Genomic DNA, 24,485 nt, shown 5'->3' on the forward strand with positions numbered 1-24,485 from the left:
TTCAAATAAAGCGCAAGTGACCAATTGACTATCCTTCGTAAACTCTTCTCAGTTCCCCAAGGTCTAATTTTTTCATTTTCAGAGTCGCCTCTGTGACGCGTGCCAATTTTTCAAGATCCGCGGTCTGCATCATCTCGTTCATGTCCGTTGGAACGATTTGCCAAGATACCCCGTATTTATCCTTCAGCCATCCGCAGTTTTCCGCTTCCGGGACATAAGAAAGGGCTTCCCAATAGTAATCGATTTCTTCCTGATTTTCGCAATTGACGATGAAAGAGAAGGCTTCATTGAATTCAAAATCATGGGCCTGAGCACTGTCCATGGCTGCGAACGCTTGGTCTTCCAACTTGAAAGAAGCGAACTTTACCGTCCCTGGCGCATCCGGCTCCTCACCCACTCCGTAGTAATCCATTGCATCGATTGAAGTATCTGAAAATACAGCCTCATAGAAAAGGATGGCCTCCCCTGCTTTGCCGCATTGTTTTTTTTGTGAACATCAAGGTTGGTGTCAATTTCTGTTCTATCTCCCGTTCGCCGACATGCATGACCTGCCAGGACAGGCCGTAGCGGTCTTCTGTCCAACCATACCTTTTGCTGAAGGGATAAGCGTCCAACGGCATGAGCACCGTGCCGCCATCGGAAAGCTTTTCCCAAAGGAAATCGACTTCCTTCATCGATGCGCAATCGATTCGGATGGAAATGGATGGATTGAAGCGGAAATACGGACCTGCCGCAATCGCCATGAAATCCTGACCAGCCAACGTCATCGAGACAATATCGGCCGTTCCATATGGTGGTGGATTTTGGATTTGGCTGATGTTTGTGATTTTGGAATTATCGAACAGCGAGGTATAGAATTCGGCTGCTTCTGTAGCCTGCGTATCAAACCAAAAATGCGGAACAATTTTATTCATATATAAAATCCTCCTTGATCTTTTTCATACCGATCCCGACAGTGCAAATGGACAAAAAAAATAGCGGCTGCACCGACCCGCCGAAGAAGTTCTTCGGCGAAGTCGATGCTCTCCACTGCCATTATGCCACTTTTCGTTGGCGATCGAAAATGAGAACCATCGGCGCTGAGCGGCTATTGTATTCTGTTCAATTTATCATTCAGCTTGGCGTAAATGATCCTCATGTAAGGCTCGCTGCACTTGGTGAGCGCCTCTTCCAACCCCATCCAGGCGACACCGCTGTTTTCGTCCGGTTTGACGCTCGTCTGTTGCGTTTCGTCCGCCTCCAGCAAGTAAGTCAGGTTCAGATGCACATGCGTCCCTACCTGTTTGCCGTTTTTGACGTGCCCGTCCACACTCAATATTTCGAGCGAAAAGAGCTCTTGCGATATCGGCGTTACCTGCTCGATACCGGTCTCTTCCTTCGTTTCCCGGATGGCTGTCGCCAGAAAATCGGTTTCGCCATCCATGTGACCACCCATCCAAGCCCAAGACTGGTAGATGTTATGGTAAACCATCAGCACCTTGGTACGATCGCGATTGACGACCCAACTCGAAGCGGTGAAGTGGGCTAACTGATTCTCGCGCTTGAACAGATCATCGAATTGATCAAGATACCGAAGCATCAGCTCACGATCTTTTTCTTCCTGTTCATTAAAGGGAGAATAGTCCGCAAGCAATTGTCTGATTTCCATGACAGCCCTCCTTTCACATGCTTTTAACGGTTAATTGGTGCGCGAGAAACCTTCATCATTCAGATAACCGACAGCCGCATCACGTGTCTTGAAGATTCCTTCCATTTGACCGTTCTTCAACGCAACCGACCACATCGGATTATCGTAGATCAGCAACAGAACATCTCCGGACCGATCCACCCATTTTTCCGAGTAACCTTCCACATAGCCGTCTGCGGTTTTTTTCAGGAAGGAAATCGCTTTTTCCAAAAGGAAACGGATCGTTCCTTCGTCGCTTTCCAATACGGAAATATAGCCTTTATCCGTCTCTTCTTTCGGCAGATAGCCTGCATATATGAAGGCATTGCCGTTTGGATGCAGGAAGCGGACAGCGATTTTGTGGTCCACCGCACTCGCATTGAAATGATAATTGATCCGGTTCATCGAAACCGGTACAGCCGTCAATTCCTCGTAATCATCAAATATCGCTTTTTTTTCTTCGAATGACAGGGTCATTTTATTCACTCCTCGTTAATGTTCTCCGATTTTGCGGAGGCTCGGTTCATTCTACCATATCCGGCTGCGGGCGTTCAGCCCCATCAGCGTATTTTTCCAGAAAATGATGCCTTCCGTCCCCATCGCGGCAGGAAATGATTTTTTCGAGGTTCACGCTCTGCACACTCTGGAAGATATTCGCATCGATAAGCGGACTCGTTTCGCGAAGCTGCCTGATCAATGCCTTCACCTCTTTGCGCTTGAAGCCTCCCAGATCGCTCGGTTGATCATCGTACATTTCCGTGAAACGGCAGGCGCACCGGAGAAAAGTCAGTTGATGATAGTCTTTCCAAGCAATGATATCCGCTTCTTTCACATGATAAAGCGGTCGGATCAGTTCCATTCCTTCAAAATTCCGGCTGTGCAGTTTCGGCATCATCGTCTCGATCGTCCCGCCATAGAACAGATTCATCAGGATCGTTTCGATGACGTCATCAAAATGATGGCCCAAAGCGATCTTGTTGCAGCCGAGCTCTTGGGCTTTTTGGTACAGATTGCCCCTGCGCATCCGCGCGCAAAGATAGCACGGGGACGAATCCACATTCTCCACGACATCGAAAATGGAGGACTCGAAAACGGTCAGCGGGATGTCCATCAATGCGGCATTGGCCAAAATCTGTTGCTGATTCTGTTCACTGTAGCCCGGATTCATCGCCAAAAAGACCAGCTCGAATCGTGTCGTGCCATGCCGTTGCAGCTCCTGCATCAGTTTGGCCAGCAGCATCGAATCTTTCCCGCCGGAGATGCAGACGGCTATCTTATCGCCGTTCTGGATCAGGTCATATTCCTGGATCGCTTTGATGAAGGGCCGCCATAGGGGTTTTCGGTATTTTTTGATGAGACTTCGTTCGATTTGATCGCATTTTTCCATCTGATAAGGGTTTCCTTCCTTGCGGGCTGCCCGGTTTATTTTTTATTCTTTTGCTCCGGGGAACGCAGGCTTCGCCGGAGTTCAACCTATATTTCGCAGGCGTTCTCCGATAAAACTGGCTTCATCGGAGTTGCGGCCAGGAATCAACGGTGTGCTCCGATTAGCGCCCGTTTCCCCGGAGCTGGGGCACCACTTGATATGCCCCGAGGTCCAAATGACGCTCCTCCAGAAGACTCACCGGCATGACATCCATCAAGGCATTGGTGACGAATACTTCATCCGCACTCAAAAGCTCCTCCAGAACGTACGCTCCTTCTTGGAACGGAATCTGTAATGCAGCGCATTTCTTGATTATCCGCGCTCTAGCCGTTCCTTCCAGGATACCGCAATGCAGCGACGGAGTGTATACGATTCCGTCCTTCACCCAAAAAACATTCGAAACGCACCCCTCGGAAACATGGTCATGCGTGTTCAAAAAGATGGCTTCATCAAAGCCTTTCTGAACGGCCGCTTCCTTTTCCAGAATGTTGTCCGCATAGTTCATACTTTTGATGCCGACAATTTTCGAGAATTCGTTCCTTCTCGCATCAGCCAGACATACTTTCAAGCCTTTCGCATATTCCTCTTTGTAAGTTTTCGTTCCTGTCAGGATCAGGATATCCGCTTTCTGTTGTGCCTGTTTTGTTGGGGTCGGTTTGATGCAAACGACCTTTACGAAGCCTTCGGAAACGCCATTCAGCTCCAGTAATTTTCCGATGATCGGCTGGAGCTCGGTTTCTTGATAAGGGCAAGTCATCCCCAGAACGGACAGCGCCTGGACCATGCGTGCGTAATGCTGGTCCAGAAACAGCGCTTGTTTACCGGAAACGCGGATCGTCTCAAAAACCCCGTAACCGTACATGAAACCCGGCGACAGCGGACTGAGCAATGCTGCATTTTCTGCAGAATAGGCATCATTCAAAAATACTTTCATTCGTTTTCCCCTTCCGGTAATTCCGCCTGCAAGGCTTCGATGAGTGCCTTCGCCTTCACAAGCGTCTCCTCGTATTCCATTACCGCATCCGAATCCCAGACGATGCCGCCGCCGACCTGAAAATAGGCCGTATCATCCTTCTGTAGGATCGTACGGATGACGATGTTCAGATCGGCATCGCCGTTAAAGCCGACATAGCCGATTGATCCGGTATAGACGTTGCGTTGCGTCGGTTCGATTTCATCGATGACTTCCATCGCCCTGATTTTCGGCGCACCCGTTATCGATCCGCCCGGGAAGGCGGCTTTGATGCAATCGAGCGCGTGGAGGCCTTCCTCTAACTCCCCTTCGACTGTCGAAACAAGCTGAAAAACCGTGCTGTAGTCTTCGATATGATACATTTCCGTTACCTTGACGCTGCCGGTTTTGCAGACTCGACCCAAATCATTGCGCATCAGATCGACGATCATCAGCAATTCGGCACGGTCCTTCTCGCTTTCCAGCAATTCTTGGCGATTGGCGCTATCCTCCTGCTCGATAGCGCCGCGTGGCCGGGTACCTTTGATTGGCCGTGTCTGCACCTTGCCGTTGCGGATTTGCAGGAACCGTTCCGGCGAACTGCTCAAAAGCTGGCCCATTCCGAAGTCCAGATATGCGGCAAACGGAGCAGGATTGATATTGCGCAAGCGCGTGTACAGTTCGTAGGGCGATGCTTCCGTCCGGCACTGAAAACGTTGGGTCATGTTGACCTGATAGATGTCGCCGGACCGGATATATTCCTTGATGCGCGCGATTGCATCCAGATAATAGGTTTTTGTCATGTTCGCGGTGAGCTTCGGTCTGGCTTCACTGGCCAATTCAAAGTCCGCAACTGGAAAATGCATCTCTTCCGCTGCCAGGATGACCTTTTCCACCTCGGCCACCCACTTTTCCGGATCGCCGAAGAACCCCGGCGAAGCTAGATGTACCTTCCCCAAAAGATGGTCCACCACGATCGCCCCGTCATAGATGCCGAAGAAGCTGTCCGGAATCTGGACATCATCGTGCGCTTCCTTCGGCAACCGTTCTACTTGGTGACGTAATTCATAACCGAAGTAACCGACAGCTCCGCCGATGAAAGGGAGTTCCCCTGTATAATCCAGCTGATAGTCTTCCAGCAACGATTTTAGTTCTGCAAAAGCATCCACACCCGCTTTGGCGGTCAGCGTCCGTTCGGGATCGAATCCGATGAAGGAATAGCGCCCCAGCTTTTGCGGATCCATGCCGCTGTCAAGAAAAAAACAATGCTTGCGGCCGCGGAACAAAGAGAACAGTTCGAAACTCGAAAGTCCGGTAACGATTTCCTTGATCACGATATCAGTCACGCTTTTTTTCATCAGAAACCGCCCCTTCCCGCTTTTTTTGGGCGCGCCCATAAAAGTTGTGCAACATATCCAAACCGTGCTCCGTCAGAATCGCCTCGGGATGGAACTGGACCCCCTCGATCAGCTCTTCCCGGTGAAGAAAGCCCATGATTTCGCCATCCGCTGTCCAAGCTGTAACCTCCAGTGCATCCGGAAGGCTTACCTTTTCCACGATCAAGGAATGGTATCTTGTGACATTCAGCGGGTTTTTCAAGCCTTGGAAGACGCCTTTGTCTGTGTGTTGGATGGCGTGAACCTTGCCATGGACAGGTTCTTTCGCCTTCACGATTTCCGCGCCGAACAGCCCGGCGATCGTCTGATGACCCAAACAGATGCCCAGAATCGGGACAGTCCCTGCGAAATGTCTGACGACAGCCAGACTGATGCCCGCTTCATCAGGAGTCCTCGGACCCGGGGAAATCAGGATCATCAGCGGATCCAGTGCCGCTATCTCATCGATCGTTATCTTATCGTTCCGTTTCACCACAACATTCTCATCCAATTGTTTCAGGTATTGGACGAGGTTGTAGGTGAAGGAATCATAATTATCTATTACAAGTATCATACGGTCCCTCATCATCACTGTTATTTTTTCTATCGTTCTTTCTGTCAAATCTCCTAAAAATGATAGGTCCATCATACCAAATGCCGGGACTCCAGCCTATAGTTTTGAGGAAACTGAATCCTATCGAAAAAATGGCCAGGACAAGAGCCCTGGCCACTCAGTCTGTACCGAAAGCGGAAACCTGCGCGGATACAGTCTGATCATAACTGAAGTCACTTTATTTGTGGTTTGACATCCGCCTTGTTGTCAAAGCCCCGCTGTTCCCAATACCCTTGATAGTCCGCGTCATCGGACAGTTCGATGCGGGTGATCCATTTGATCCATTTGTATCCCAGTTTATCCTCCGCCACCAGTTGGAACGGAAAGCCTCTTTCTGGTGGCAACACTACCCCATTCATCTTATAGGCGATCATCAGTTGCCTGTCCATGATCGTCTGCAACGGCAAGGCTGTACTGTAGCCATCCTCTGAATGAAAAATGACCGTATCGGCGCTTTCCTGAATGTCCACTGCTTCGAATAGATCCGCAAGCAGGATCCCTTCCCAAAGGATATCGACGCTCCATCCTTCCACGCAATGCAAGGTCACAACCTTCGTGTACTTCTGATTATCCAGCACTTCGTCGTAGGTCAGGGAAATCGGCTGCTCGACCAAACCATCGATCGTCAGCGTGTAGACATCGGTGTTTATATATTGTGGACCTTTGATGGAGTTTTCCCGAAAATCGGTCAAGGAAGATAAATCTTTCCCCTCGTATTCGGTCACCTCGATTTTGGTCAGTTCTTGAAGATCAGTTTGGTTTAAAGTGTCATCATTCGAGGTTCCACACCCAAAAAATAACAGACTCAGCAGCAGAACTAGGTATTTATTGAGAATGCGATTGTTATAGTGGCACTTTGCTCCGACTGTTTTCGCTTTTTTCATCAAAATGCCTTCTTTCCGAAACCCTTCCGACTAAAAACCACGTGTCTGCCCTTCCCACGGCTGCTGCTTGCCTTCCCGGTGTTCTTCCACGCTGGGACCTTTCAAGTTGCGGAGGCGCCAAATGCCGTAAAGATAGCTAAGGATCAATCCAGCAAGCGTGAACGGAAGTCCCAGGAGCGTATTTGTCCAAGCCAACTCGGCAACATCACCGCGTCGGAAAAGAATGACCTGCAAAGCCAATCGCATCAGAAAAAACAGCAACCAAATGACTGTCACTTCCTGATAGGCCGGCTTCACGTCCTTACGCCAATACCATTCCAGATCCCACCCGCGCGTCAGATGGCTCGTCAACGCGGCCATCGGTTTCCCCATGATGAGGCTCACCAGCGCCGCCAATACGAACATGGCGCTGGATACTATTTTGGGCAGGTAATAATTGGCGGCATTGTTGGAAAAATAAGCGATTGCGGAGGCAAACATAACTCCGACCAAACCACCCATGGCATAGCGCAACGGTTGCTTCCGTGCCAACCGAATGATGGCCAACAGCAAAGCCAAAGCAATAGCCATAATACTGGCGACAGTCAACTGATAACGGCTGTTGACCACGGCAAACAGTAAGGGCGGCAATACAGCATCGACCGTCTTCCCTGAGATGACTAATTTCAATTCTTCCGAAATTTCCTTGACTCTGGTTTTCAAATCATCATCCCCTCCCCATTTTCTGTAAATCTGAAAATCAGCCTTTCTATGTGCCCCAATTATACTATTTCCAAGCAAGGAAAGCATTTATCAGAAACCGGTGTTATCCGGAAACTTGGCACCTGATCCAATTCAATAAGGAAAGCTGAACGGGTTCGTTCAGCCCTGATTAAGGAAACACTGTGACCTAATCGGTCAAGTGTATCATGCCTCTAAGCGATTGAAATCGCAAGAGTCATGACAATTTAGGAAATCTGTCCACGCAACGTTCCCTACGGTCACCTTGTACTGGGGCTCTAAGGGATGAATCCCTAAGAGTCCCATGCAACTGAGCATCGCAGAGCGCAATTGCTGAGAGACTTTCTGCGTCAGCAGATTAGTCGAACAGTATGTCTTGGCTCGCAGAGACAAGAGGTTCCTTATTCTTTTTTCCGAAGGGCTAACCCGTGAAGCTGGACATCATTTTAGATGCATGAAACATGTTGCAAACTTGTGAAACACCTACGGTGATGCACTTTTGAGTTGAAAAAATTTTATAAATTCCTATATGTCCAACAAAAAAACAAGTCCAGGATCATCTCCCGGGCTTGCTTTTCATTTGTCGCTCAGATGACTTTATCCCTCAGCAATATCGCAGCTGGGATGCCGGCCATGTGCTTTAGATCGAGGATGCTGTCCGTTTCCGCAATTGTTAACAAGCCTTTTTCAAGCACCAATTCCCTGACTGTTTTCCCTGTCTCCAGTGATTCTTTGGCGATTGCGTTGGCTTTTTGGTACCCGATTGTCGGGCAAAGGGCGGTCGCAATACCGGCGCTCTCCTCCACCTGTTTGTAGCAGATCATCTCATTCGCTTGGATCCCTGTGATGCAATTGGCGGTCAGAGTGGCGACTGCATGCGTCAAGCAGTCGATTGATTCAAACAGCGCGTGGAAAATGATCGGTTCGAAGGCATTCAGCTCCAGCTGACCCGATTCGGCGGCCATCGTGATGGTCAAATCGTTTCCGATCACGCGGAAAGCGACTTGCGAAACGACTTCGGGTATTACCGGATTTACTTTTCCCGGCATGATCGAAGAGCCATTTTGCTTGGCAGGCAAATTAATTTCACCGATGCCCGCCCTCGGTCCGCTCGACAACAAGCGCAGATCATTGCTCATCTTCGACAAGTTCACCGCCGCCGTCTTGATGGCCGATGACATCCTGACAAAGCCATCCACGTTCTGAGTCGCATCGAAAAGATCATCCGCCTGCGTGAAAACAATCCCCACTTCCTCGCTCACAAAAGCTGTGATGTTCTCCAGGTATTCCGGCGTCGCATTGATGGTATTACCGATTGCGGTCCCGCCGAGATTAAGGCTCTTCATCTCTTCCGCGGCACTCATGAGGTGGCGGATATCCCTCTTGACGAAGGATTGATAAGCCCGGAACGTCCGCCCCAACGTAGTCGGGACCGCATCCTGCATTTGCGTACGCCCCATCTTGATGACCCCGGCAAATGCTTCGGCCTTTTCACCCAATGCGCTCTCCAACTTTTCCAGTTCGGCAATCAGCTCAGGCAGAATTTGCAGCACGGTCATTTTACCCGCTGTCGGGAAGACATCGTTGGTGGACTGGCAAAGATTCACATCATCATTTGGATGAACGATGCGGTAGTCGCCTTTTCTCCCACCCAATATTTCGATGGCGCGATTGGCGATGACTTCGTTGGCGTTCATATTGGCTGAAGTACCGGCACCGCCTTGGATGGCATCCACGATGAAGGCTTCATGAAAATATCCCGCCATAATTTCGTCGCAGGCTTGGACAATCGCATCCTTTTTAACGGCTGTCAGGTTCCCGGATTGAGCGTTCACAACAGCTGCGGCTTTCTTGATTCGCGCCAGGTTGCTGATTAATTCCGGATGCAGATTCGTGCCCGTGATGGAGAAATTTTCCTTTGCACGCGACGATTGCACACCATAATACGCTTCTGTGGGTACTGCTAACGTTCCGATCGAGTCTGCTTCAATTCTCATGTTCATCTCTGTTTGCCCCCTGAAATTTTTCTGTAATTCATTGTGCAAACAATACCACCCCTGAAAAATGAATGAAATAGTTTAAGGGAAGTTGCGAACAAAACCTGCATATTCGACCATCTCACAGAAGAATCACACGCTATTTCCCATGTAACTTTATTTTCTTAAGTCATGTCAGCATTCGTTTGCTTCCCTTGATAGGTCTGATATAGAATCTTAAGAATACAAAGCAAACAACAGCAAGGGAAGGAGCCTCCAATGGATAAAATCGACAAGCAAATTTTGAACATTTTGCAGACAAATGCGCGGGCTTCGCTTAAGGAAATCGGTGAGGCTACCTTTTTGTCTTCGCCGGCAATTTCCGCAAGGATCTCCCAGCTGGAAAGGAACGGCGTCATCACAGATTACGGCGCCCATCTTAACCTACAGACGCTGGGCTACAATATCAAGGCTTTCATCAATCTGGAGGTCGATCCCAAGCAAAAGCCGGTTTTTTATCCTTTCGTAGACAGCATTCCGAATGTGCTGGAATGCAACTGCGTGACCGGAGAATTTTCGATGCTCCTGAAGGTCGCCTTTCCGACGACGAAGGAATTGGATACTTTCATCGGCGAACTGCAGCAGTTCGGCAAGACCTACACGCAGATTGTCTTCTCCACCTCGGTCGGTCCCAGGGGCATCCATTTTGAGGACCAATGACAATAACGATCCGCATCAGCCCCGAAAAAAAGCTATCCGCTCCCGAAAATGATAGGGAGCGGATAGCCTTTGAAATTGGATTCTGACGATTTATCGCAAACGTGTTCTGATTTGCAGACACCACTACCGTTTCGAAACCAGCTGTCGTCCACAAAAGAGGTGAACGGCTGCTGGTTTCTCCAACGTACGGGTGTCTAAACGCGAATCATCACACTCTATTAAACGTAATATAAATTCTCGGATGGGTAAACCGGATCGCAGGTGATATCGAGGCCAAGATTCCGGAGGATCTGATCATCGTCTTTGTTCAGGATGACAGTCGAGTGTGCCTGCACATCCTTCAGCTCGGAAAGTTTATCGTAAGCCAACTGGGCTGTCGGATTGGTGACCGCCGAAATGGATAGAGCGATCAGGATCTCGTTCGCAGTCAATGTCGGGATGCGCTTGTGCAAGCCATCGCTTTTCAGCTTTTTGATCGGCTCGAGAATGACCGGAGACAACAACAGGATGTCGTCGGAAATGTTTGCCAAGGCTTTGATCGCGTTCAAGATGGCGGAGGAACAGGCATCCATCAGATCGGAAGTCCTGCCGGTGATGATTCTTCCGTCATTCAATTCGAAAGCGATGACCGCAGGAATTTCGTTGTCAACCGTACGTTTCATCAAGCGTTCCGCGTATGCGCGGGCAGGTTTTACTGGCGCGCGGTCTTCCTGCTTCAGCTCAAGTTCTTCCATGATCAGACGCATATGATCACGCGTCTCTTCATCACTCAGACCTTTCTTATAGTCGCATTCCGTGTCGAAGCTGCGGCGGATGATTTCCTGCTTCGATGCTTCACGGATCGCTTCATCATCGGTGATGCCGAAGCCTACTCGGTTCACGCCCATGTCAGTCGGTGATTGGTAGACGGATTCCTTGCCGGTGATGCGCTCGATGATCCGTTTGATGACCGGGAAAGTCTCCAGATCACGGTTGTAGTTGACCGCCACTTCGTTGTAAGTCTCAAAATGATAGTTGTCCATCATGTTGACATCCTTCAGATCGACTGTTGCGGCTTCATAGGCAATGTTCAGCGGGTGCTTCAAAGGAACATTCCAGACCGGGAAAGTCTCGAATTTAGAATAGCCGGCCACGCGCCCTTGAAGGCGTTCGTGGTACAGCTGGTTCAAGCAGGTAGCCAACTTGCCGCTGCCGGGACCCGGAGCGGTAACGACGACAATCGGCTTGGTCGTCGGAATATAAGTGTTCTGGCCGAAACCCTCTTCGCTGACGATCTTTTCGATATTGGAAGGATACCCTTCGATGGCGCCATGGGTATAGACTTTGATGTCGCGTTTTTCGAGTTTGTTGATGAACACCTTTGTGGCCGGTTGTCCGTTATAGCGCGTGATGACGACACTGTTGACGGATAATCCATAATCCCTCAGCTCATCGATCAAGCGGAAGACGTCCATATCATAAGTGATGCCGTAGTCGCCGCGGATTTTATTGCGTTCGATATCCCCCGCATATACACAAATCAAAATTTCCGCTTGGTCTTTTAGTTTCTGCAGCAATTTGATTTTTGCGTCTTCATCGAAACCAGGCAATACGCGTTTCGCATGCTTGTCGCCGATCAGTTTCCCTCCGAATTCAAGATACAATTTATCGTAATTGTTGACCCGTTCGAGAATATATTTCGATTGCTCTTCAATGTACTTCTGTGGATCAAAGCCGATTTTTTTCATCTGTTTTCCTCCGATTGTCTGAATGGTGTATCTGTATACTTACTATTATGCGTCTCTTCCCGGATGCGAAACTGTATGATCTGCCTCATCCAAAAAGCTTTGTTTTCAACTCTAACTATTATAGAGCAATTTCTTTGATTGGCAATAAGCATTTTAATCCCGCGATGATTCGTTCAACAACATGTGAGCCGTAACCCACGCGGTGAGTGGGATAATGCCGGTCACTCCGATGCCGATGACGAACATGGAAAGGACTTCCGAAACGAGCACTTTTGCGTTCAGCGCCTCCCCGAAAGAATAAGACAGGTCCCTGAACCAGAGAAAAAGTGCGAGATAACTGCCGACGAAAGAAAAATAGAGCGTATTCGTCGTTGTTCCGATGATGTCCTTTCCGATTGTCATCCCCGAACGGAATAATTCTTTTTCCCCCAACTGCGGATTGCAGTTATGGACCTCATACAATGAAGATGAAATGGAGATAGCCGTGTCCGTAATGGCAGCTATCGTTCCGGTTATCATGGTACAAATTCCGATTTGGACAAAATCAACATTCACAAAAAAGGAAAGCGTGGTGTACTCCTCCACTTCCTCGGGACCGAAGCCCTGGATCATCGCAAACCGATGCACAACAATAGTCAGTAACAACAAAAAAAAAGTCGTAACGATCGTCGCAATAAAGGCCGCCTTCGTTTTAACATTCACGCCGTTTATGTAGAATAAATTGATGTAGCTGACCACCGCACAAGCCAGCAGGGTAACAACAAGTGCAGGAAAGCCATTTATCAACAGCAACACCAATACATAGAGGACAGCAAAGTTGAAAAACAACGACAGGAACGAAGAAATACCACGTCTGCCGCCCACTACAACCATCAGCAGCAAAAGCAACAGCGCCAATACCAGTTGCACGCTCATCGCCGATCACCCGCTTTCTTGGGAATCAGACGGACAGCTGTGAGCATTGCCAACGGAACCGTCAAAACGATACCCAAACTGCCCGCCAAAGCCCGGGTGATTTCCAAAGATAATTGCATCGAAAAGGTATGGAACACATCGGAGCCGTTCTCCAGATAAAAAACGAGCATCGGAATCGCTCCGCTGACATAGGCAAAAAGCAACACATTTGCCATCGTTCCCATGATGTCCTTGCCGATTTCGCGTCCCGACTGGAATAAAGCTTTGGCGGATATTGCGGGGTCTTTTTCGTACAGTTCCTGAATGGCCGCGGTCATCGTAATGGCGACATCCATCACCGCACCCAACGATCCGATCAATATGCTGGATAGGAAGATTCGTCGCGGGTAATGCGTCACAAACTGCATTTCCTCATAGCGCAGGCCTTGCCCGTTCGTCCCGGCAATGACCCCATAGGCGATGATCAAAGTCAGGAATGTTCCGATCAAAGTAGAAAGGATAGCCGCGTAAGTCTTTCTGTTTCGGCCGCTGACCAAGAGCAGTGTCAGGACGGTCCATCCGATCACTGCAGCACTGCTTATCCATAATAGCTGTGCGTTATCTGCAATTTCATAGCTGTCCAAAGCGATATTGAACAGCAATATATTACCCGCTATGCTGATGAGGGAAAGTAGGCCTTTTTTCCCCGCTACCGCCACCAATACGAAAAGAAACAAGGACCCAAAAAGGACAACATATTTATCTCGCTTTACTCCGACGATTTTTCCTGTCACGGCACCCGAAGCACTCTCGTTGAGGGAAAGGAACACTTCCTCGCCTGAACGGTAAATCTGGCTGTAAGCAAGTGAGTCGGAATAGTTGTTTTCTATCACGACTTGCGTCCCTTTCGACTCCCCGTTCATCAGTACAGCCGTCAGTTTTTGGTTGTATATGGGATAGTTTTCCTGACCTGCACCAACCGTTTCATCGGTTCCAACAGCTTCAGATGCGGTTATCTTGGCGATCGGCTCTTCGTACCACGCGTAGTTGTTGTAGCTGAATAGCGTCAGCATCCCCAACAACGCCGCAAAGAAGGTCAATAACATCGCTTTTCCCCTAACCAACAACCATTTTTTCATTCGTTGTTTTTCCTCCCTCCAATAGATTGCCGCATGGATTTTATCCTAGATTGTGACAGAGAATCTTTTCCATTCGGATGTCGTCGCGCCATTGGCCTTGTGAATAGGTGAAGTGAGGAATGACGCCTATTTGTGTGAAGCCGGATCTTTCATACAATCTGATTGCGCCGGCATTGTGGGAAAATACACCCAGTTCGATGCGCCGATAGCCGAGACTCCGGCATTTCTCTTCATACAGAGCCATGACCGTTTTGCCGATGCCCTTGTTGCGCCAATCCGGATCGCCGATATAGATTCCAAGCCAAGCTGTTTTCCCGTCATTCTTCAACAGGGCAGGAAAGTCACGGATGATCGATGCAATCCCGATCGGCTTGTCATCCACGCAGATGAAATAATTTCGCTTGTCCGGATTGGACAGGCTCTCGCGGACATCGCTTTCCGTCACCAACGGCAGCTCACTTGTTTCAACATAGTGCGGCGTGATGAACGGTGAAATAGCCGGGTCATTTTCCCAACGGCGCACTGCCTGGATCAGTTCTTCGTTCAATGGTAAATTTTTTAGGTGCACGTTCATTTCATTATCTCCTCATCGTTTCCACTGATCGATCATTCCATGCGAAAAGGATTGCGCCTCTTGGTCAGGCGCAATCCTTCTTGAAAATCTGCAGAGTTCTTTTTACAGTAGCTTTTCGTACCCCCAACGCATATCGCCGATGCTCGTCAGGATGTGGCCGCAGTAGGTGTAGCCGGCTTTCTGCAGGGCCCGCTGCATGCTTTTGTTGTCGGGATGCGTATCGATGCGCATACTGGAATAGCCTCTTTTACGCGATTCGTCCCCAGCCCATGCGACGATTTCCCCAAGAACGCCCTGACCACGGAATGTTCCTTTTATCGTGATGCGATGGATGACCGTGTAAGGATTATCCGTTAGCCATTGGCCTTCGGTAATGACTTTATAGGTAGGGTCCTCGCCGTAAAAAAATGCAAAAGTTGCCGCTGGGATACCGTCCCGCAAGTAGATATAGCTGTACCCTCCGGCCATATCCTGAAGAATGACCGCTTCATTCGGATACCCTTTTTGCCATTGATCGATGCCGGATACCTTCAGTGTGACTTTCGCCTCATTGATGATTTCCATGATTGCAGGCAGATCCGTTGGCATTGCTTTTCTGATCATTGTTCCACCGCCTTCCATTTTTCCATTTAAATAAGATTATACCGGAAATTTTATTGTTTTCAGTATTTTTTGCTGTCTTTCTTCATTTTTGGTGATTCCGTTCTTTATAGGTTGAACATCTTTCGGTACTGCTGGATATAGGATTGCTTTTGTTTTTTCAGCATGTAGAGCGCGTTTTTGATTTGATCCGGCTCATCCGCCATGTCCAAATCTTCCTTTTGTTTTTCGATGCCCTCCACCACAGGCTCACAGTAGGCAGCTTCTTTGATTTCATCCAAAATGGCGATGATTTCCTTGCGCATCCTTTCAACACGAGGGCCTTCACCGGCTTTTATTTCATCCAGGCTTTCGACGAGTTCCCGGAATGGAAGGTTCCTTCTGACTTTTCCGTCCTTGATGCGGATATATTCTTTTTTGAACTCCGTGACACCGGGCACCGCTCCATTCAGCTGGTACCAGCCATCGTAGAGGATCCATCCGCCTTCCGGTTCGGCCGGGATGAAGTCTCTTTTTAAAATGTATACTTCGTCCGCTCCGGTAATTTCCGCCACCCAACATTTGCTTTCGCTGTCTGCCGGGCTGAGCTGCAAACCTAACTTCGACATGGTAAAATCCTCTTTCTGATCATTATTGATGGTTCCTCATCGGACCGACTCACTTTGCCTGATTCCGCTCTTCCATTATACGCTAACTCCATACTTGTGGATAGCGATTCACTTTCTGACTGGTTGACATTCCCAACTTTTCTCAATGCTTCTCTAACATGATTTTACCACATCAACAAATACTTTCGTGAGACCAGTCCCACCTTGCGTGTCTTTGTGTCGGAAGCTTTTCGTTGGTTACTGATAAACTCCTATAGTAAAATGAATACAATAACAAATTCGTCGAAATATATAGTTTAGGAAGTGATCATATGGCAAGGAAAATGGAAAAATTTAAGCTCGCACTGATCGGCATCATCATGATAGGGGTGGTCACGCTTGCCTTCCTGACTAAGAACGGAAAAATCGAACGGTTGACTTTTGCCGAAGAAACGAACACGGAAGCCAGCCTCGGTTCACTGGATGAACTAAAGGAGGGATTGTCCGACTATCCCGAACTGTACCGAGCGGCTTTTGAAGAGGATGGCATCGATCCGGAAGACAACATTTTCATCATCCCGGGAATGGATGCCACTTTGACGCTCCATCATGAACACGGAGAGGAAGAAATCTGCACTACTATGACGCCGCAAGGTTTGGCTGTCAACAAAGATTACCTGTTCATATCGGCTTATTGCCAAACCAAAGAACACAATTCCGTCATCTATGTGCTGGAAAAGAAGAGCGGTTCCTTCATCAAGGAAATCGTCTTGGACGGCATTCCGCATGCAGGCGGCCTCGCCTACGACAACAACCATGAGCTGCTCTGGGTCACCTCGGAAAAAGGCGACACCGCGCAGGTCATCACGCTGTCTTTGAAGGATATTGAAGCCTATGACTTCGCGGATTCCGCTGAACCGATTACCTATACGGACAGCATCGAACTGCCTGACATCAAACGCGCTTCAACGATCACGGTACACGGTGATGACCTCTACGTGGCGCATTTCGATGACGAAGAGACGAGTGTCATGCACCGCTACCTCATTTCCACAACAGAAGATGAGGACGGAAAGGAAGTCCATGCGCTTGATACAGGAAAAAGTACAGAAGAGGCTTATCCCGACGATGTCGACAAGATCGGCAAAGAGATCCAAGGACTGGCTTTTTATCAAGAAAAGCTTATGCTGTCGCGCTCTGCCGGCAGAAAGAAAGATTCGACGCTGCTTTCTTTCGATCGCTTGAAGGAAAACGAAAATTTCACCGACAAGAACGCCAGCACCGAAATCACGATGCCGTCCTATCTGGAACAGATTGCCGTGGATGGGAAGCAGCTCTACATCCTCTTCGAATCAGGTGCTTACCCTTACCGCGACCATGGCAACCCAAGCATCGACCGGGTACTGCGGGTGGAAATCGACACCTTGTTCTCGGAATGAACAAACAGGAGGTTATCCCGCTTGCGGGATAGCCTCCTGTTTGTTTGGGGTTGGCTGCTATGTTTTTGCGGCTTGGGATTTGTGCTTCGTTGTCCGATATCCGTATAGTATCGGACAATCCGAACGCTAATGCTCTACTCGTTGTCCGATATCCACATAGTATCGGACAACACGCGATACTGATATTTCAGTCTACATGATCCGTCAGTTCGATGCGTTGATCTCCCTCCAAAAGTTCCCTTACGATTTCCATGTAGCGCTTGGATATTTTGCTGAGCGGACGCACTTTCGAATAAATGAAGCCTATGGTATTTTTTTGATCGACATCCATCGGCACCACGACGATATGGTCCTGCGTATTCGATTTCAGAAGACCGGATCCGACCAAGTAGCCATTCGTCACGGACAACAGATTCAATACGGTCGCGCGGTCACTGGCACTGATTCGCTGAGCATTTTGATCGACTTGGATCGATTCTTCCATCAACTGCAAGGTGCTGTTTTTGCTTTGATCAAAAGAAATGACAGGATAAGCGTGGAGATCTTCTTGGGATATCTTCGCTTGCTTCGCCAACGGGTGTGATTCGCTGAGGAACACATGCGGTTGGAACGCAATCAGCGGATCGAACTTCAAATCGAAGGATTCAAGATACTGCTTGATGACTTTCCCGTTAAAATCATTCAGATAGATGAAGCCAACTTCACTGACGGCATCGCGCACATCTTCCATCACTTTCGAAGTGCTCGTCTCCAGGAAGCGGAAATTCAATGATTCTTCCTTCTTTTCCGAAACCAGTCGGGCAAAGCCTTCCGAAGCAAAATCATAGTGCTGACTCGAAACGGAAAAGAGTCTTCTGTTTTCGGTTGCAGACAGATAGCGGTAATCCAGCTGATCCGCTTGGGCTACGATCTGATCGGCGAACTCCAAAAGCATAGCCCCTTCTTTGGTAATTTCGATGCCTTTTTTGGAACGCTCGAAGATCTGGATGCCATATTCTTCCTCCAGATCCTTGATGCTTGACGACAGACTGGACTGCGCCATATATAATTGCCTTGCAGCTTCCCTAAAAGTGCCGTATTTCGCCACTGTTATGACATATCGCAATTGTTGCAAGTTCATATTTTTGCCTCCTTGGCCCTAATTTCCGATGGGTTCCCATCGTTTCCACAAAAAAAGTGCATGCGCGTCAACAAAACACACATGCACGAGTATTCATCATCATTTCAGCGCTTCACTTGGATACGGATGCACAATCTGCCCCATGATCCCCTCTACAGAGCCGGTAAAAACGCCCGGTTGTGGAGATCAAACGATGATAAGAATATTCCTGCATGTTTCTTACATCCGCACATACAACACATCATCTTTTGCATGGTTTTGCCTCCCCTATCCTTCTAATCTCTTTCTAATAAGATAGCGATTTTTCCGGTGTCTGTCAATCTTTTTCACTTGGTCGGCCTTAAATGAATTTTCCCGTCACCGAATTTTTGTCTTTCCGGATGTCGGATGGCGTTCCTTCCGCAATGATCCTACCGCCGGCATCCCCGCCTCCCGGACCAAGGTCGATGATCCAATCAGCCGCTCCGATGATCTGTTGATTGTGTTCCACAACGACCACCGTGCTGCCGGAACCGACCATCCGATCCAATAATTTCAGGAATTTTTCGACATCGAGCGGGTGCAGACCAGTAGTCGGTTCATCGATCAGATAGAGATTCTTTTTCCCCCGATTTGCGAGGAGTTCCACTGCCAATTTGAGCCGTTGCGCTTCGCCGCCGGATAAAGTCGTTGTCGTCTGGCCGAGCTCGAGGTAGCCGAGGCCAACCTCCTGCAGCAGTTCAAGGATGGCACTGATTTTGGGCGAATCCGCAAACAGTTCCGCGCCTTCCTCAACCGACAAGCCAAGCACTCCTGTGATCGAATGGCCGCGGTAAGTCACGGACAGCACTTCATCCTTGAAGCGTCTGCCCGAACAGACGGGGCAAGGGACTTCCTGATCTTCAAAAAACAACAGGTTATTTGTGACAACCCCCAATCCTTCGCAATGCTCGCAGCGTCCTCCTTTCACATTGAAGGAAAAGTGATTGGCGGTCATTCCTTTTTCGATGGCAGTCTGCTGCCGGCTGAAGATTTTCCGGATTTCCGTATAAGCATCCGAATATGTCGCGACATTCGAACGCTTCATCCGGGTGAGCGGAGCCTGTTCCACAATCACAATCCGGTCAAAGGAGCTGGTCCCTTTCACCTGATTCGAATTCTGTGATTGGTCCGTATCCCCCTTCGCCAGCACATCGAAGACGAGCGTCGATTTCCCGGACCCCGATACACCGGTGACACAGATGAGACAGCCGATAGGGAAACGGACTGTCAGATTGTGGAGGTTATGCTTGTTCGCTTGGCTCACTTCGATGCCATCACCGGATCCTTTGCGGAAAATTCCGCGCGGTTCCGGGGTGCTATTCAGATAGGCACCGGTGACGGATGTCGCTTGACTCTTCAGTTGCTTCAGCGTTCCCGACCCGATGACTTCGCCCCCATATTTCCCGGCTCCCGGACCGATATCAATCAGATAATCCGCTGCCGCCATGACAGCTGTGTCATGTTCGATGATGAGAACCGTATTGCCTTTATCCCTCAGCGTCCGCAAGACAGTCAGGAGCCCTTCCGTATCTTTTGGATGCAGACTGATTGTCGGTTCATCGAGGATGTAGACGACACCCGTCAGATCCGAATCGAGGACAGCCGCCAACCTCAACCGTTGTGCTTCCCCTCCTGAAAGTGTCATGGTTTGCCTGTCGAGCGACAGATAGCCCAATCCCAACTTCAGGATCCGTTTCAGCTTAGTCTTCAGATCCGCCACATAGACGCCCGCCAACAGTTGTTCCGAATGCGTCAGATTTGCATCAAGTTCGCGGATCCAATCCACGAGACCGGTCAATGATGACGCGGACAATCCAGGCAAGCGCATCCCCTTCACGGTCACGCTCCTGCTCAGCTCGTTCAGTCGTTCGCCGTGGCATTCCGGGCAGATGACCGATTCAAAATAGGTTTCCCGGAGTTTGGAACTCCCTTTTTGATCCGCCATTCTGCGCCAAAGGTTCGGCAATACCCCTTCATAGCGGCCTTCGGCAACCGTTCGGGGCACCGGCAGATCCGGGAACAACCGACGCACTGCTTCACTTTCGGCCCCTTGAAGCAACAGTGAACGCTGCGCCGACGTAAATTCCTTCACAGGCATATTTGTTTTCAGCGGAATCCCGTAATGGACACTAGCGGCAACCAGCGACTCCAGTTGATACTCCCGGTAGCGTTTTTCCCAAAAAACGATCGCGCCCTCCTCAGGCGACAACTCTTCATGGAGCACCTTCTCTTCAGCAACTTTCATTACCTCTCCCAATCCTTGGCAGGTAGCGCAGGCGCCTTCTCGAGTATTGTAGGAAAAATGCGTGCGGGTCAGCTTCTCCATCCGCTGATCGCAGTGCGGGCAATACTGGAACACCTTGAAGTCATCGGCGGTCTTTTCGGTTTCCTCCCGGCAGTCGGCCGAACTGAATTCCTTCCCGCAAGCCGGGCAGTCCCTCGTGCTCAACTTCTCGAACAGCATCCGCAGATCGGTATAGATGTCCGTGACCGTTCCCACAGTCGAACGCGGATTTTTATTGTAGGCTTGCTGCTGGATTTGGATGGCGGGGGACACATTGCGGATCGCATCGATGTTCGGTTTACGGATCCCTTGGTAGCCGATCGCCTCCAGATATTGGCGCTGGCATTCCTGATAGAGCACATCCATCGCCAACGTCGTTTTCCCGGAACCGGATACCCCTGTGAGGACGATCCATTTGTTCCGCGGCAAGTCCACGCTGATGTTCCTCAGATTGCCTTCCTTGGCACCGCTGATGCTTATGTATTCCATGACTGCTCCCTCGCTTCCTTTTGATATCCTTTTGTTTCAATTATATGCCACTTGCTGCATTTTTGTCCTGATTAGGCGGGATGGATGCTCAGTTTTCTGTTATACTTCAGAAGAGAGACGACCGCGATACTCAGGCGGCGAACAGAGTCAGGAGCGAAATCAGATGAAAAAAACAAACCAAAAGAATACAAATAACAATAAACGCAATCGTCAGGTCAAGGCGACAGAACCCCAAAAAAGCCCGTCCACCAAAGGGGTTACCCAATACCCTGTGACCGAACCGAGCGAATTGTTGCCCTTCTTGCTGCAGATCCTCAGCAAGCAAAGCCGCAACTCAGTCAAATCAATACTTACCCGCGGACAAGTGACGGTCGACGGGAAGACCATCACCAAGCACAACCATCCCTTGGAACCCGGGCAGACTGTCGGCATTTTGGCAAACAAGGAAGCCCTCAAAAAAACGTCCCTGTCAGGCCTCAAGATCCTGTTTGAGGATGAAGCCATCATTGTGATCAATAAGGATGCCGGCCTGTTATCGATGGCAACCGACGATCCTAAAGAACCAACCGCTTACCGCCAATTAAGCCAATACGTCAAAGAAGACAACAAAGCAAACCGGATATTCGTCGTGCATCGCCTGGACCGGGATACCTCCGGCGTCATGCTGTTCGCAAAATCCGAAGAGCTGAAAGAAAAGCTGCAAAATAATTGGAAAGAAATCGTCAAAGAACGCATCTATACCGCTCTGGTCGAGGGCGAAATCAAGAAGGATGCAGGCACGATTTCCTCGTGGCTGACCGAGAGCAAAGCCATGAAGGTCCATTCCAGTCCGAAAGACAACGGCGGCCAGCATGCCGTGACCCATTACCGCAAGATCCGCGCAAACAAGGAATATTCGCTCTTGGAAGTGGAGCTGGAGACCGGACGCAAGAATCAGATCCGCGTCCACATGGAATCCTTGGGCCATCCGGTTGCCGGAGATAAGAAATACGGTGCCCATAGCAATCCGATGAAGCGTTTGGGGCTGCACGCTACCACACTCGCTTTCATCCATCCTGCGACCGGTGAGCTCGTCCGCTTCAGCGCACCGGTGCCGAAAGCTTTTCTGCTGTATTCGAAATAAGAGAAAAACATGATTCCCCCCATTTTTTTGCGGAGAATCATGTTTTTTTGTTTTTAATGCAGGATTCTGCGGAACCGGAATAACTCGCCAAAAAACGGTTTGGCTGGGTAAAATAAAGCCTATCCGCGGTAACGCAACGCCAGTCCTTTCAGGAAATTACGCGCATAACGATCGCCGCAAGGCTTGTAGTTGCGGTGCCCTTCTTTGCGCAAGACCGCGCTCAGTTCGCTTTTCGAAACGGTGACGCCTGCCGATTCCAGGATTTCCAGCATATCTTCGTTTGTCAAAGTCAGCGCGATTTTGACTTTCTTCAGCAGCAAATTGTTGACGTTTCCGTTGTTCAGCACAAATTCCGGCTTTGGTTCCGGTTCGCCGGGCTTCACTTGCGGTTTGCCGCGTTGGGAAGTGATGAGTCCGTTCAGGAAAGATTCCAGTGTCGCATTATCGCAAGCCAGTTGATCATCGCTTGAAGGTGCAGTTGCGCCCGCAGCATCAGTTGCGTCATCCTTCTTTGGATTTTTGAGCATCTGCTGTACGGTTTCCTTCGTCACTTCGAGTCCACCCAATCGGAACACTTCCACCATATCCGCATCCTTGATATCCAGCGCATAGCGCAAGCGGATCAATATATCATTGTTGTCCATATTAAACCTCCAAATTTTCCTGTAAAATTATCCTTTTCCAGTATACCTTGTTGTCATGTGGAATGCATGCCTTATTCGCTCCACATTTTTTTTAATTTACCTCTTCACTTCTCGCGCAAATATGTTATAATCAGATATACGAGCAGGTGATTCATCTGTTTAACGGTTCCTTAGCTCAGCGGGAGAGCACTACCTTGACATGGTAGGGGTCGCTGGTTCAATCCCAGTAGGGACCATCAAGCTTCAGTACAAAATAGGAAAGAGGCACGATCGAGAAATTCGATTGTGCCTCTTTTTATGTCCATTTTGAGCCTTGTCTACTCGTCATTCAGCCGCTTCCGGTGCCTCGCTCATCGTTGCATCCAATAAGTACTCGCCTTTGCTGCTGTTGTCTTCGGTAGCGAAGCGCGCGTCCAGATCATTGAAATGCCACCATTCCGAAGCCAAAGGGGTCAGTCCGGCATCGGTGCAATAGCGCTGCAGGAGAATCGCCGCCTCATTCATCGTATCTGCCAAGGTGGCTTGGAGCCAGGCGGTCGGGGAACTGGATTTGACCGGTCCAGTGAATGTAGCCGAAGCCATACTCAATTCATGGATGGTTGTCGGCATCGTGTATTCCGTGTAGCCCGTTATGGCGGTCGCAGCATAGTCGCCGATGACGATTTCCTGTTGTTCCGTTATTTTCGCCAGAGTGACATCGATGGCATAGCCCATCTGATGATTTGAGACGCTTGTCGCAATAAACCAGTTGGTGTCCCAAGGATGGGTATTGATTCCAGCCATCACTTCCGGATCGGATGCAGCCAGATTCGTCAAAGCATCCACCGTCATCTTCTGGGCGGAATAAGGACGATACCCCTCATAGATGACCAAGGTGTTTCCCTCCGCCAAGGCAGCTTGTTGTGCTAAATAAATTTTCTTTGACATGCTGTAAAGCACCGGCACGATATCGGATACCTTACCCAGACGCATATTGTATGCTTTCCCGTCATAAAGCGCCACTCCGGTTATGCCAGGGATCGCTTTTCCGGAAGAAACGAACTTGGATGCGTACGTGTTGGTATTGTCGTAGATGATGGAAGGGATCACGTCCGGAAGGTTGATGAAGCAATAAAGGTGTTGCACCCAGCCTGATTCTGTTTCGGTCTGGACATACCACCAATCGCCCACTTCCTCCACCACTTCAAAAGCGGTTCCCGCCTCCAGTGCCGAAATCGTTTCGGATCCTGCATCAGCAGCCGCTTTCAGATCCATCCGGACCGAAGCATAGCCGGTCGCCCCGTTGACCGGAAGTTCCAGATCACCTTCATACAGCAATGGCTCTGACTCTTCCGGCCGGACCACCGCTGCTTCTTCGGAAGTTCCCGCTTCGGCAGTCGAACTAGACGAAGCGGTCTTAGACTCATTCGTTTCCGTTTGTTCATTCGAGCCGGAGCAAGCGGACAGCACCATCCCTGTCAGGATGCCGATGAAAACGCGGCGCCAAATTTGTCTTATTAACATATGTATAT

Annotated in this window: 24 protein-coding genes and 1 tRNA gene; 4 read left to right on the forward strand and 21 right to left on the reverse strand. The window is 49.4% G+C overall.

Going from position 1 to position 24,485, the window contains the following annotated elements:
• Nucleotides 1–28: 28 nt before the first annotated feature.
• The 11 genes from TES5_RS15390 to TES5_RS10705 form a co-directional block, all read right to left on the reverse strand.
• Complete coding sequence (locus tag TES5_RS15390) at nucleotides 29–457, reverse strand: VOC family protein (protein ID WP_198143344.1); 429 nt, start codon at nucleotides 455–457, stop codon at nucleotides 29–31.
• Nucleotides 444–914 (reverse strand): VOC family protein, encoded by a 471-nt coding sequence (locus TES5_RS15395; protein ID WP_198143340.1) that lies wholly within the window; start codon nucleotides 912–914, stop codon nucleotides 444–446. Before TES5_RS15395 ends, TES5_RS15390 begins: the two co-directional genes overlap by 14 nt.
• A 173-nt stretch (nucleotides 915–1,087) precedes the next feature.
• Nucleotides 1,088–1,648, reverse strand: coding sequence for an NUDIX hydrolase (locus TES5_RS10665; RefSeq protein WP_068561906.1), 561 nt, complete (start codon nucleotides 1,646–1,648; stop codon nucleotides 1,088–1,090).
• A gap of 30 nt (nucleotides 1,649–1,678) precedes the next feature.
• A complete protein-coding gene (locus TES5_RS10670; protein WP_068561908.1) occupies nucleotides 1,679–2,143 on the reverse strand; it encodes a hypothetical protein in 465 nt (154 codons plus the stop codon).
• A 46-nt stretch (nucleotides 2,144–2,189) separates the two neighbouring features.
• Entirely contained in the window at nucleotides 2,190–3,053 is an 864-nt protein-coding gene (locus TES5_RS10675; protein WP_068561910.1) for a tRNA lysidine(34) synthetase, read from the reverse strand.
• A gap of 160 nt (nucleotides 3,054–3,213) precedes the next feature.
• A complete protein-coding gene (locus TES5_RS10680; RefSeq protein ID WP_068561912.1) occupies nucleotides 3,214–4,026 on the reverse strand; it encodes an aminotransferase class IV in 813 nt (270 codons plus the stop codon).
• Nucleotides 4,023–5,402, reverse strand: coding sequence for an aminodeoxychorismate synthase component I (pabB, locus tag TES5_RS10685; protein WP_178137835.1), 1,380 nt, complete (start codon nucleotides 5,400–5,402; stop codon nucleotides 4,023–4,025). The genes TES5_RS10680 and pabB overlap by 4 nt, the downstream gene beginning before the upstream one ends.
• Nucleotides 5,383–5,994 (reverse strand): anthranilate synthase component II, encoded by a 612-nt coding sequence (locus tag TES5_RS10690; RefSeq protein ID WP_068561914.1) that lies wholly within the window; start codon nucleotides 5,992–5,994, stop codon nucleotides 5,383–5,385. The genes pabB and TES5_RS10690 overlap by 20 nt, the downstream gene beginning before the upstream one ends.
• A 212-nt stretch (nucleotides 5,995–6,206) precedes the next feature.
• Nucleotides 6,207–6,917 carry a molybdopterin-dependent oxidoreductase gene (locus TES5_RS10695; RefSeq protein WP_068561916.1) on the reverse strand — a complete coding sequence of 237 codons (711 nt, stop codon included), beginning with the start codon at nucleotides 6,915–6,917 and terminating at the stop codon, nucleotides 6,207–6,209.
• 30 nt (nucleotides 6,918–6,947) lie between these two features.
• Complete coding sequence (locus tag TES5_RS10700; RefSeq protein ID WP_068561918.1) at nucleotides 6,948–7,619, reverse strand: DUF3159 domain-containing protein; 672 nt, start codon at nucleotides 7,617–7,619, stop codon at nucleotides 6,948–6,950.
• 605 nt (nucleotides 7,620–8,224) lie between these two features.
• Nucleotides 8,225–9,640 (reverse strand): aspartate ammonia-lyase, encoded by a 1,416-nt coding sequence (locus TES5_RS10705; protein WP_068561920.1) that lies wholly within the window; start codon nucleotides 9,638–9,640, stop codon nucleotides 8,225–8,227.
• Between the two features lie 252 nt (nucleotides 9,641–9,892).
• Here TES5_RS10705 and TES5_RS10710 point away from each other — a divergent pair, with 252 nt between their 5' ends.
• On the forward strand, nucleotides 9,893–10,333 hold the full coding sequence (locus tag TES5_RS10710; protein WP_068561922.1) for an Lrp/AsnC family transcriptional regulator: 441 nt from the start codon (nucleotides 9,893–9,895) through the stop codon (nucleotides 10,331–10,333).
• A gap of 218 nt (nucleotides 10,334–10,551) precedes the next feature.
• Here the strand turns inward: TES5_RS10710 and TES5_RS10715 are convergent, their stop codons facing one another.
• From TES5_RS10715 to TES5_RS10740, 6 genes are all read right to left on the reverse strand, one after another.
• The gene (locus TES5_RS10715; protein ID WP_068561924.1) at nucleotides 10,552–12,060 is read right to left on the reverse strand and encodes a DUF1846 domain-containing protein; all 1,509 of its coding nucleotides are present in this window, start codon (nucleotides 12,058–12,060) and stop codon (nucleotides 10,552–10,554) included.
• A gap of 153 nt (nucleotides 12,061–12,213) precedes the next feature.
• Nucleotides 12,214–12,975 carry a YibE/F family protein gene (locus TES5_RS10720; protein ID WP_068561926.1) on the reverse strand — a complete coding sequence of 254 codons (762 nt, stop codon included), beginning with the start codon at nucleotides 12,973–12,975 and terminating at the stop codon, nucleotides 12,214–12,216.
• Nucleotides 12,972–14,093 (reverse strand): YibE/F family protein, encoded by a 1,122-nt coding sequence (locus TES5_RS10725; protein WP_068561928.1) that lies wholly within the window; start codon nucleotides 14,091–14,093, stop codon nucleotides 12,972–12,974. Before TES5_RS10725 ends, TES5_RS10720 begins: the two co-directional genes overlap by 4 nt.
• Nucleotides 14,094–14,133: 40 nt before the next feature.
• A complete protein-coding gene (locus tag TES5_RS10730) occupies nucleotides 14,134–14,667 on the reverse strand; it encodes a GNAT family N-acetyltransferase (RefSeq protein ID WP_068561929.1) in 534 nt (177 codons plus the stop codon).
• Between the two features lie 102 nt (nucleotides 14,668–14,769).
• Nucleotides 14,770–15,270, reverse strand: a complete 501-nt coding sequence (locus TES5_RS10735) for a GNAT family N-acetyltransferase (protein WP_068561931.1) — start codon at nucleotides 15,268–15,270, stop codon at nucleotides 14,770–14,772.
• A 104-nt stretch (nucleotides 15,271–15,374) separates the two neighbouring features.
• Complete coding sequence (locus tag TES5_RS10740; protein WP_068561933.1) at nucleotides 15,375–15,875, reverse strand: hypothetical protein; 501 nt, start codon at nucleotides 15,873–15,875, stop codon at nucleotides 15,375–15,377.
• A 311-nt stretch (nucleotides 15,876–16,186) separates the two neighbouring features.
• Here TES5_RS10740 and TES5_RS10745 point away from each other — a divergent pair, with 311 nt between their 5' ends.
• Nucleotides 16,187–17,293, forward strand: a complete 1,107-nt coding sequence (locus tag TES5_RS10745; RefSeq protein ID WP_068561935.1) for a YncE family protein — start codon at nucleotides 16,187–16,189, stop codon at nucleotides 17,291–17,293.
• 187 nt (nucleotides 17,294–17,480) lie between these two features.
• Here the strand turns inward: TES5_RS10745 and TES5_RS10750 are convergent, their stop codons facing one another.
• The gene (locus TES5_RS10750) at nucleotides 17,481–18,413 is read right to left on the reverse strand and encodes a LysR family transcriptional regulator (RefSeq protein ID WP_068561937.1); all 933 of its coding nucleotides are present in this window, start codon (nucleotides 18,411–18,413) and stop codon (nucleotides 17,481–17,483) included.
• 340 nt (nucleotides 18,414–18,753) lie between these two features.
• Nucleotides 18,754–21,207: an ATP-binding cassette domain-containing protein gene (locus tag TES5_RS10755; RefSeq protein WP_068561940.1), complete on the reverse strand. Its 2,454-nt coding sequence runs from the start codon at nucleotides 21,205–21,207 to the stop codon at nucleotides 18,754–18,756.
• A 163-nt stretch (nucleotides 21,208–21,370) separates the two neighbouring features.
• Here TES5_RS10755 and TES5_RS10760 point away from each other — a divergent pair, with 163 nt between their 5' ends.
• Complete coding sequence (locus TES5_RS10760; protein WP_083546502.1) at nucleotides 21,371–22,330, forward strand: RluA family pseudouridine synthase; 960 nt, start codon at nucleotides 21,371–21,373, stop codon at nucleotides 22,328–22,330.
• Nucleotides 22,331–22,449: 119 nt separating this feature from the next.
• Here TES5_RS10760 and TES5_RS10765 read toward each other — a convergent pair whose 3' ends face one another.
• Nucleotides 22,450–22,974 (reverse strand): YehS family protein, encoded by a 525-nt coding sequence (locus TES5_RS10765; RefSeq protein WP_068561942.1) that lies wholly within the window; start codon nucleotides 22,972–22,974, stop codon nucleotides 22,450–22,452.
• Nucleotides 22,975–23,138: 164 nt separating this feature from the next.
• On the opposite strand from TES5_RS10765, the gene TES5_RS10770 reads away from it, so the two are divergent.
• Nucleotides 23,139–23,210, forward strand: a tRNA-Val gene (locus TES5_RS10770).
• 88 nt (nucleotides 23,211–23,298) lie between these two features.
• Here TES5_RS10770 and TES5_RS10775 read toward each other — a convergent pair.
• Entirely contained in the window at nucleotides 23,299–24,477 is a 1,179-nt protein-coding gene (locus TES5_RS10775; RefSeq protein WP_068561944.1) for an SH3 domain-containing protein, read from the reverse strand.
• Nucleotides 24,478–24,485: the final 8 nt, after the last annotated feature.

Origin of the sequence: Trichococcus sp. ES5, assembly GCF_900067165.1 — a bacterium.
Classification (GTDB): Bacteria; Bacillota; Bacilli; order Lactobacillales; family Aerococcaceae; genus Trichococcus; species Trichococcus flocculiformis.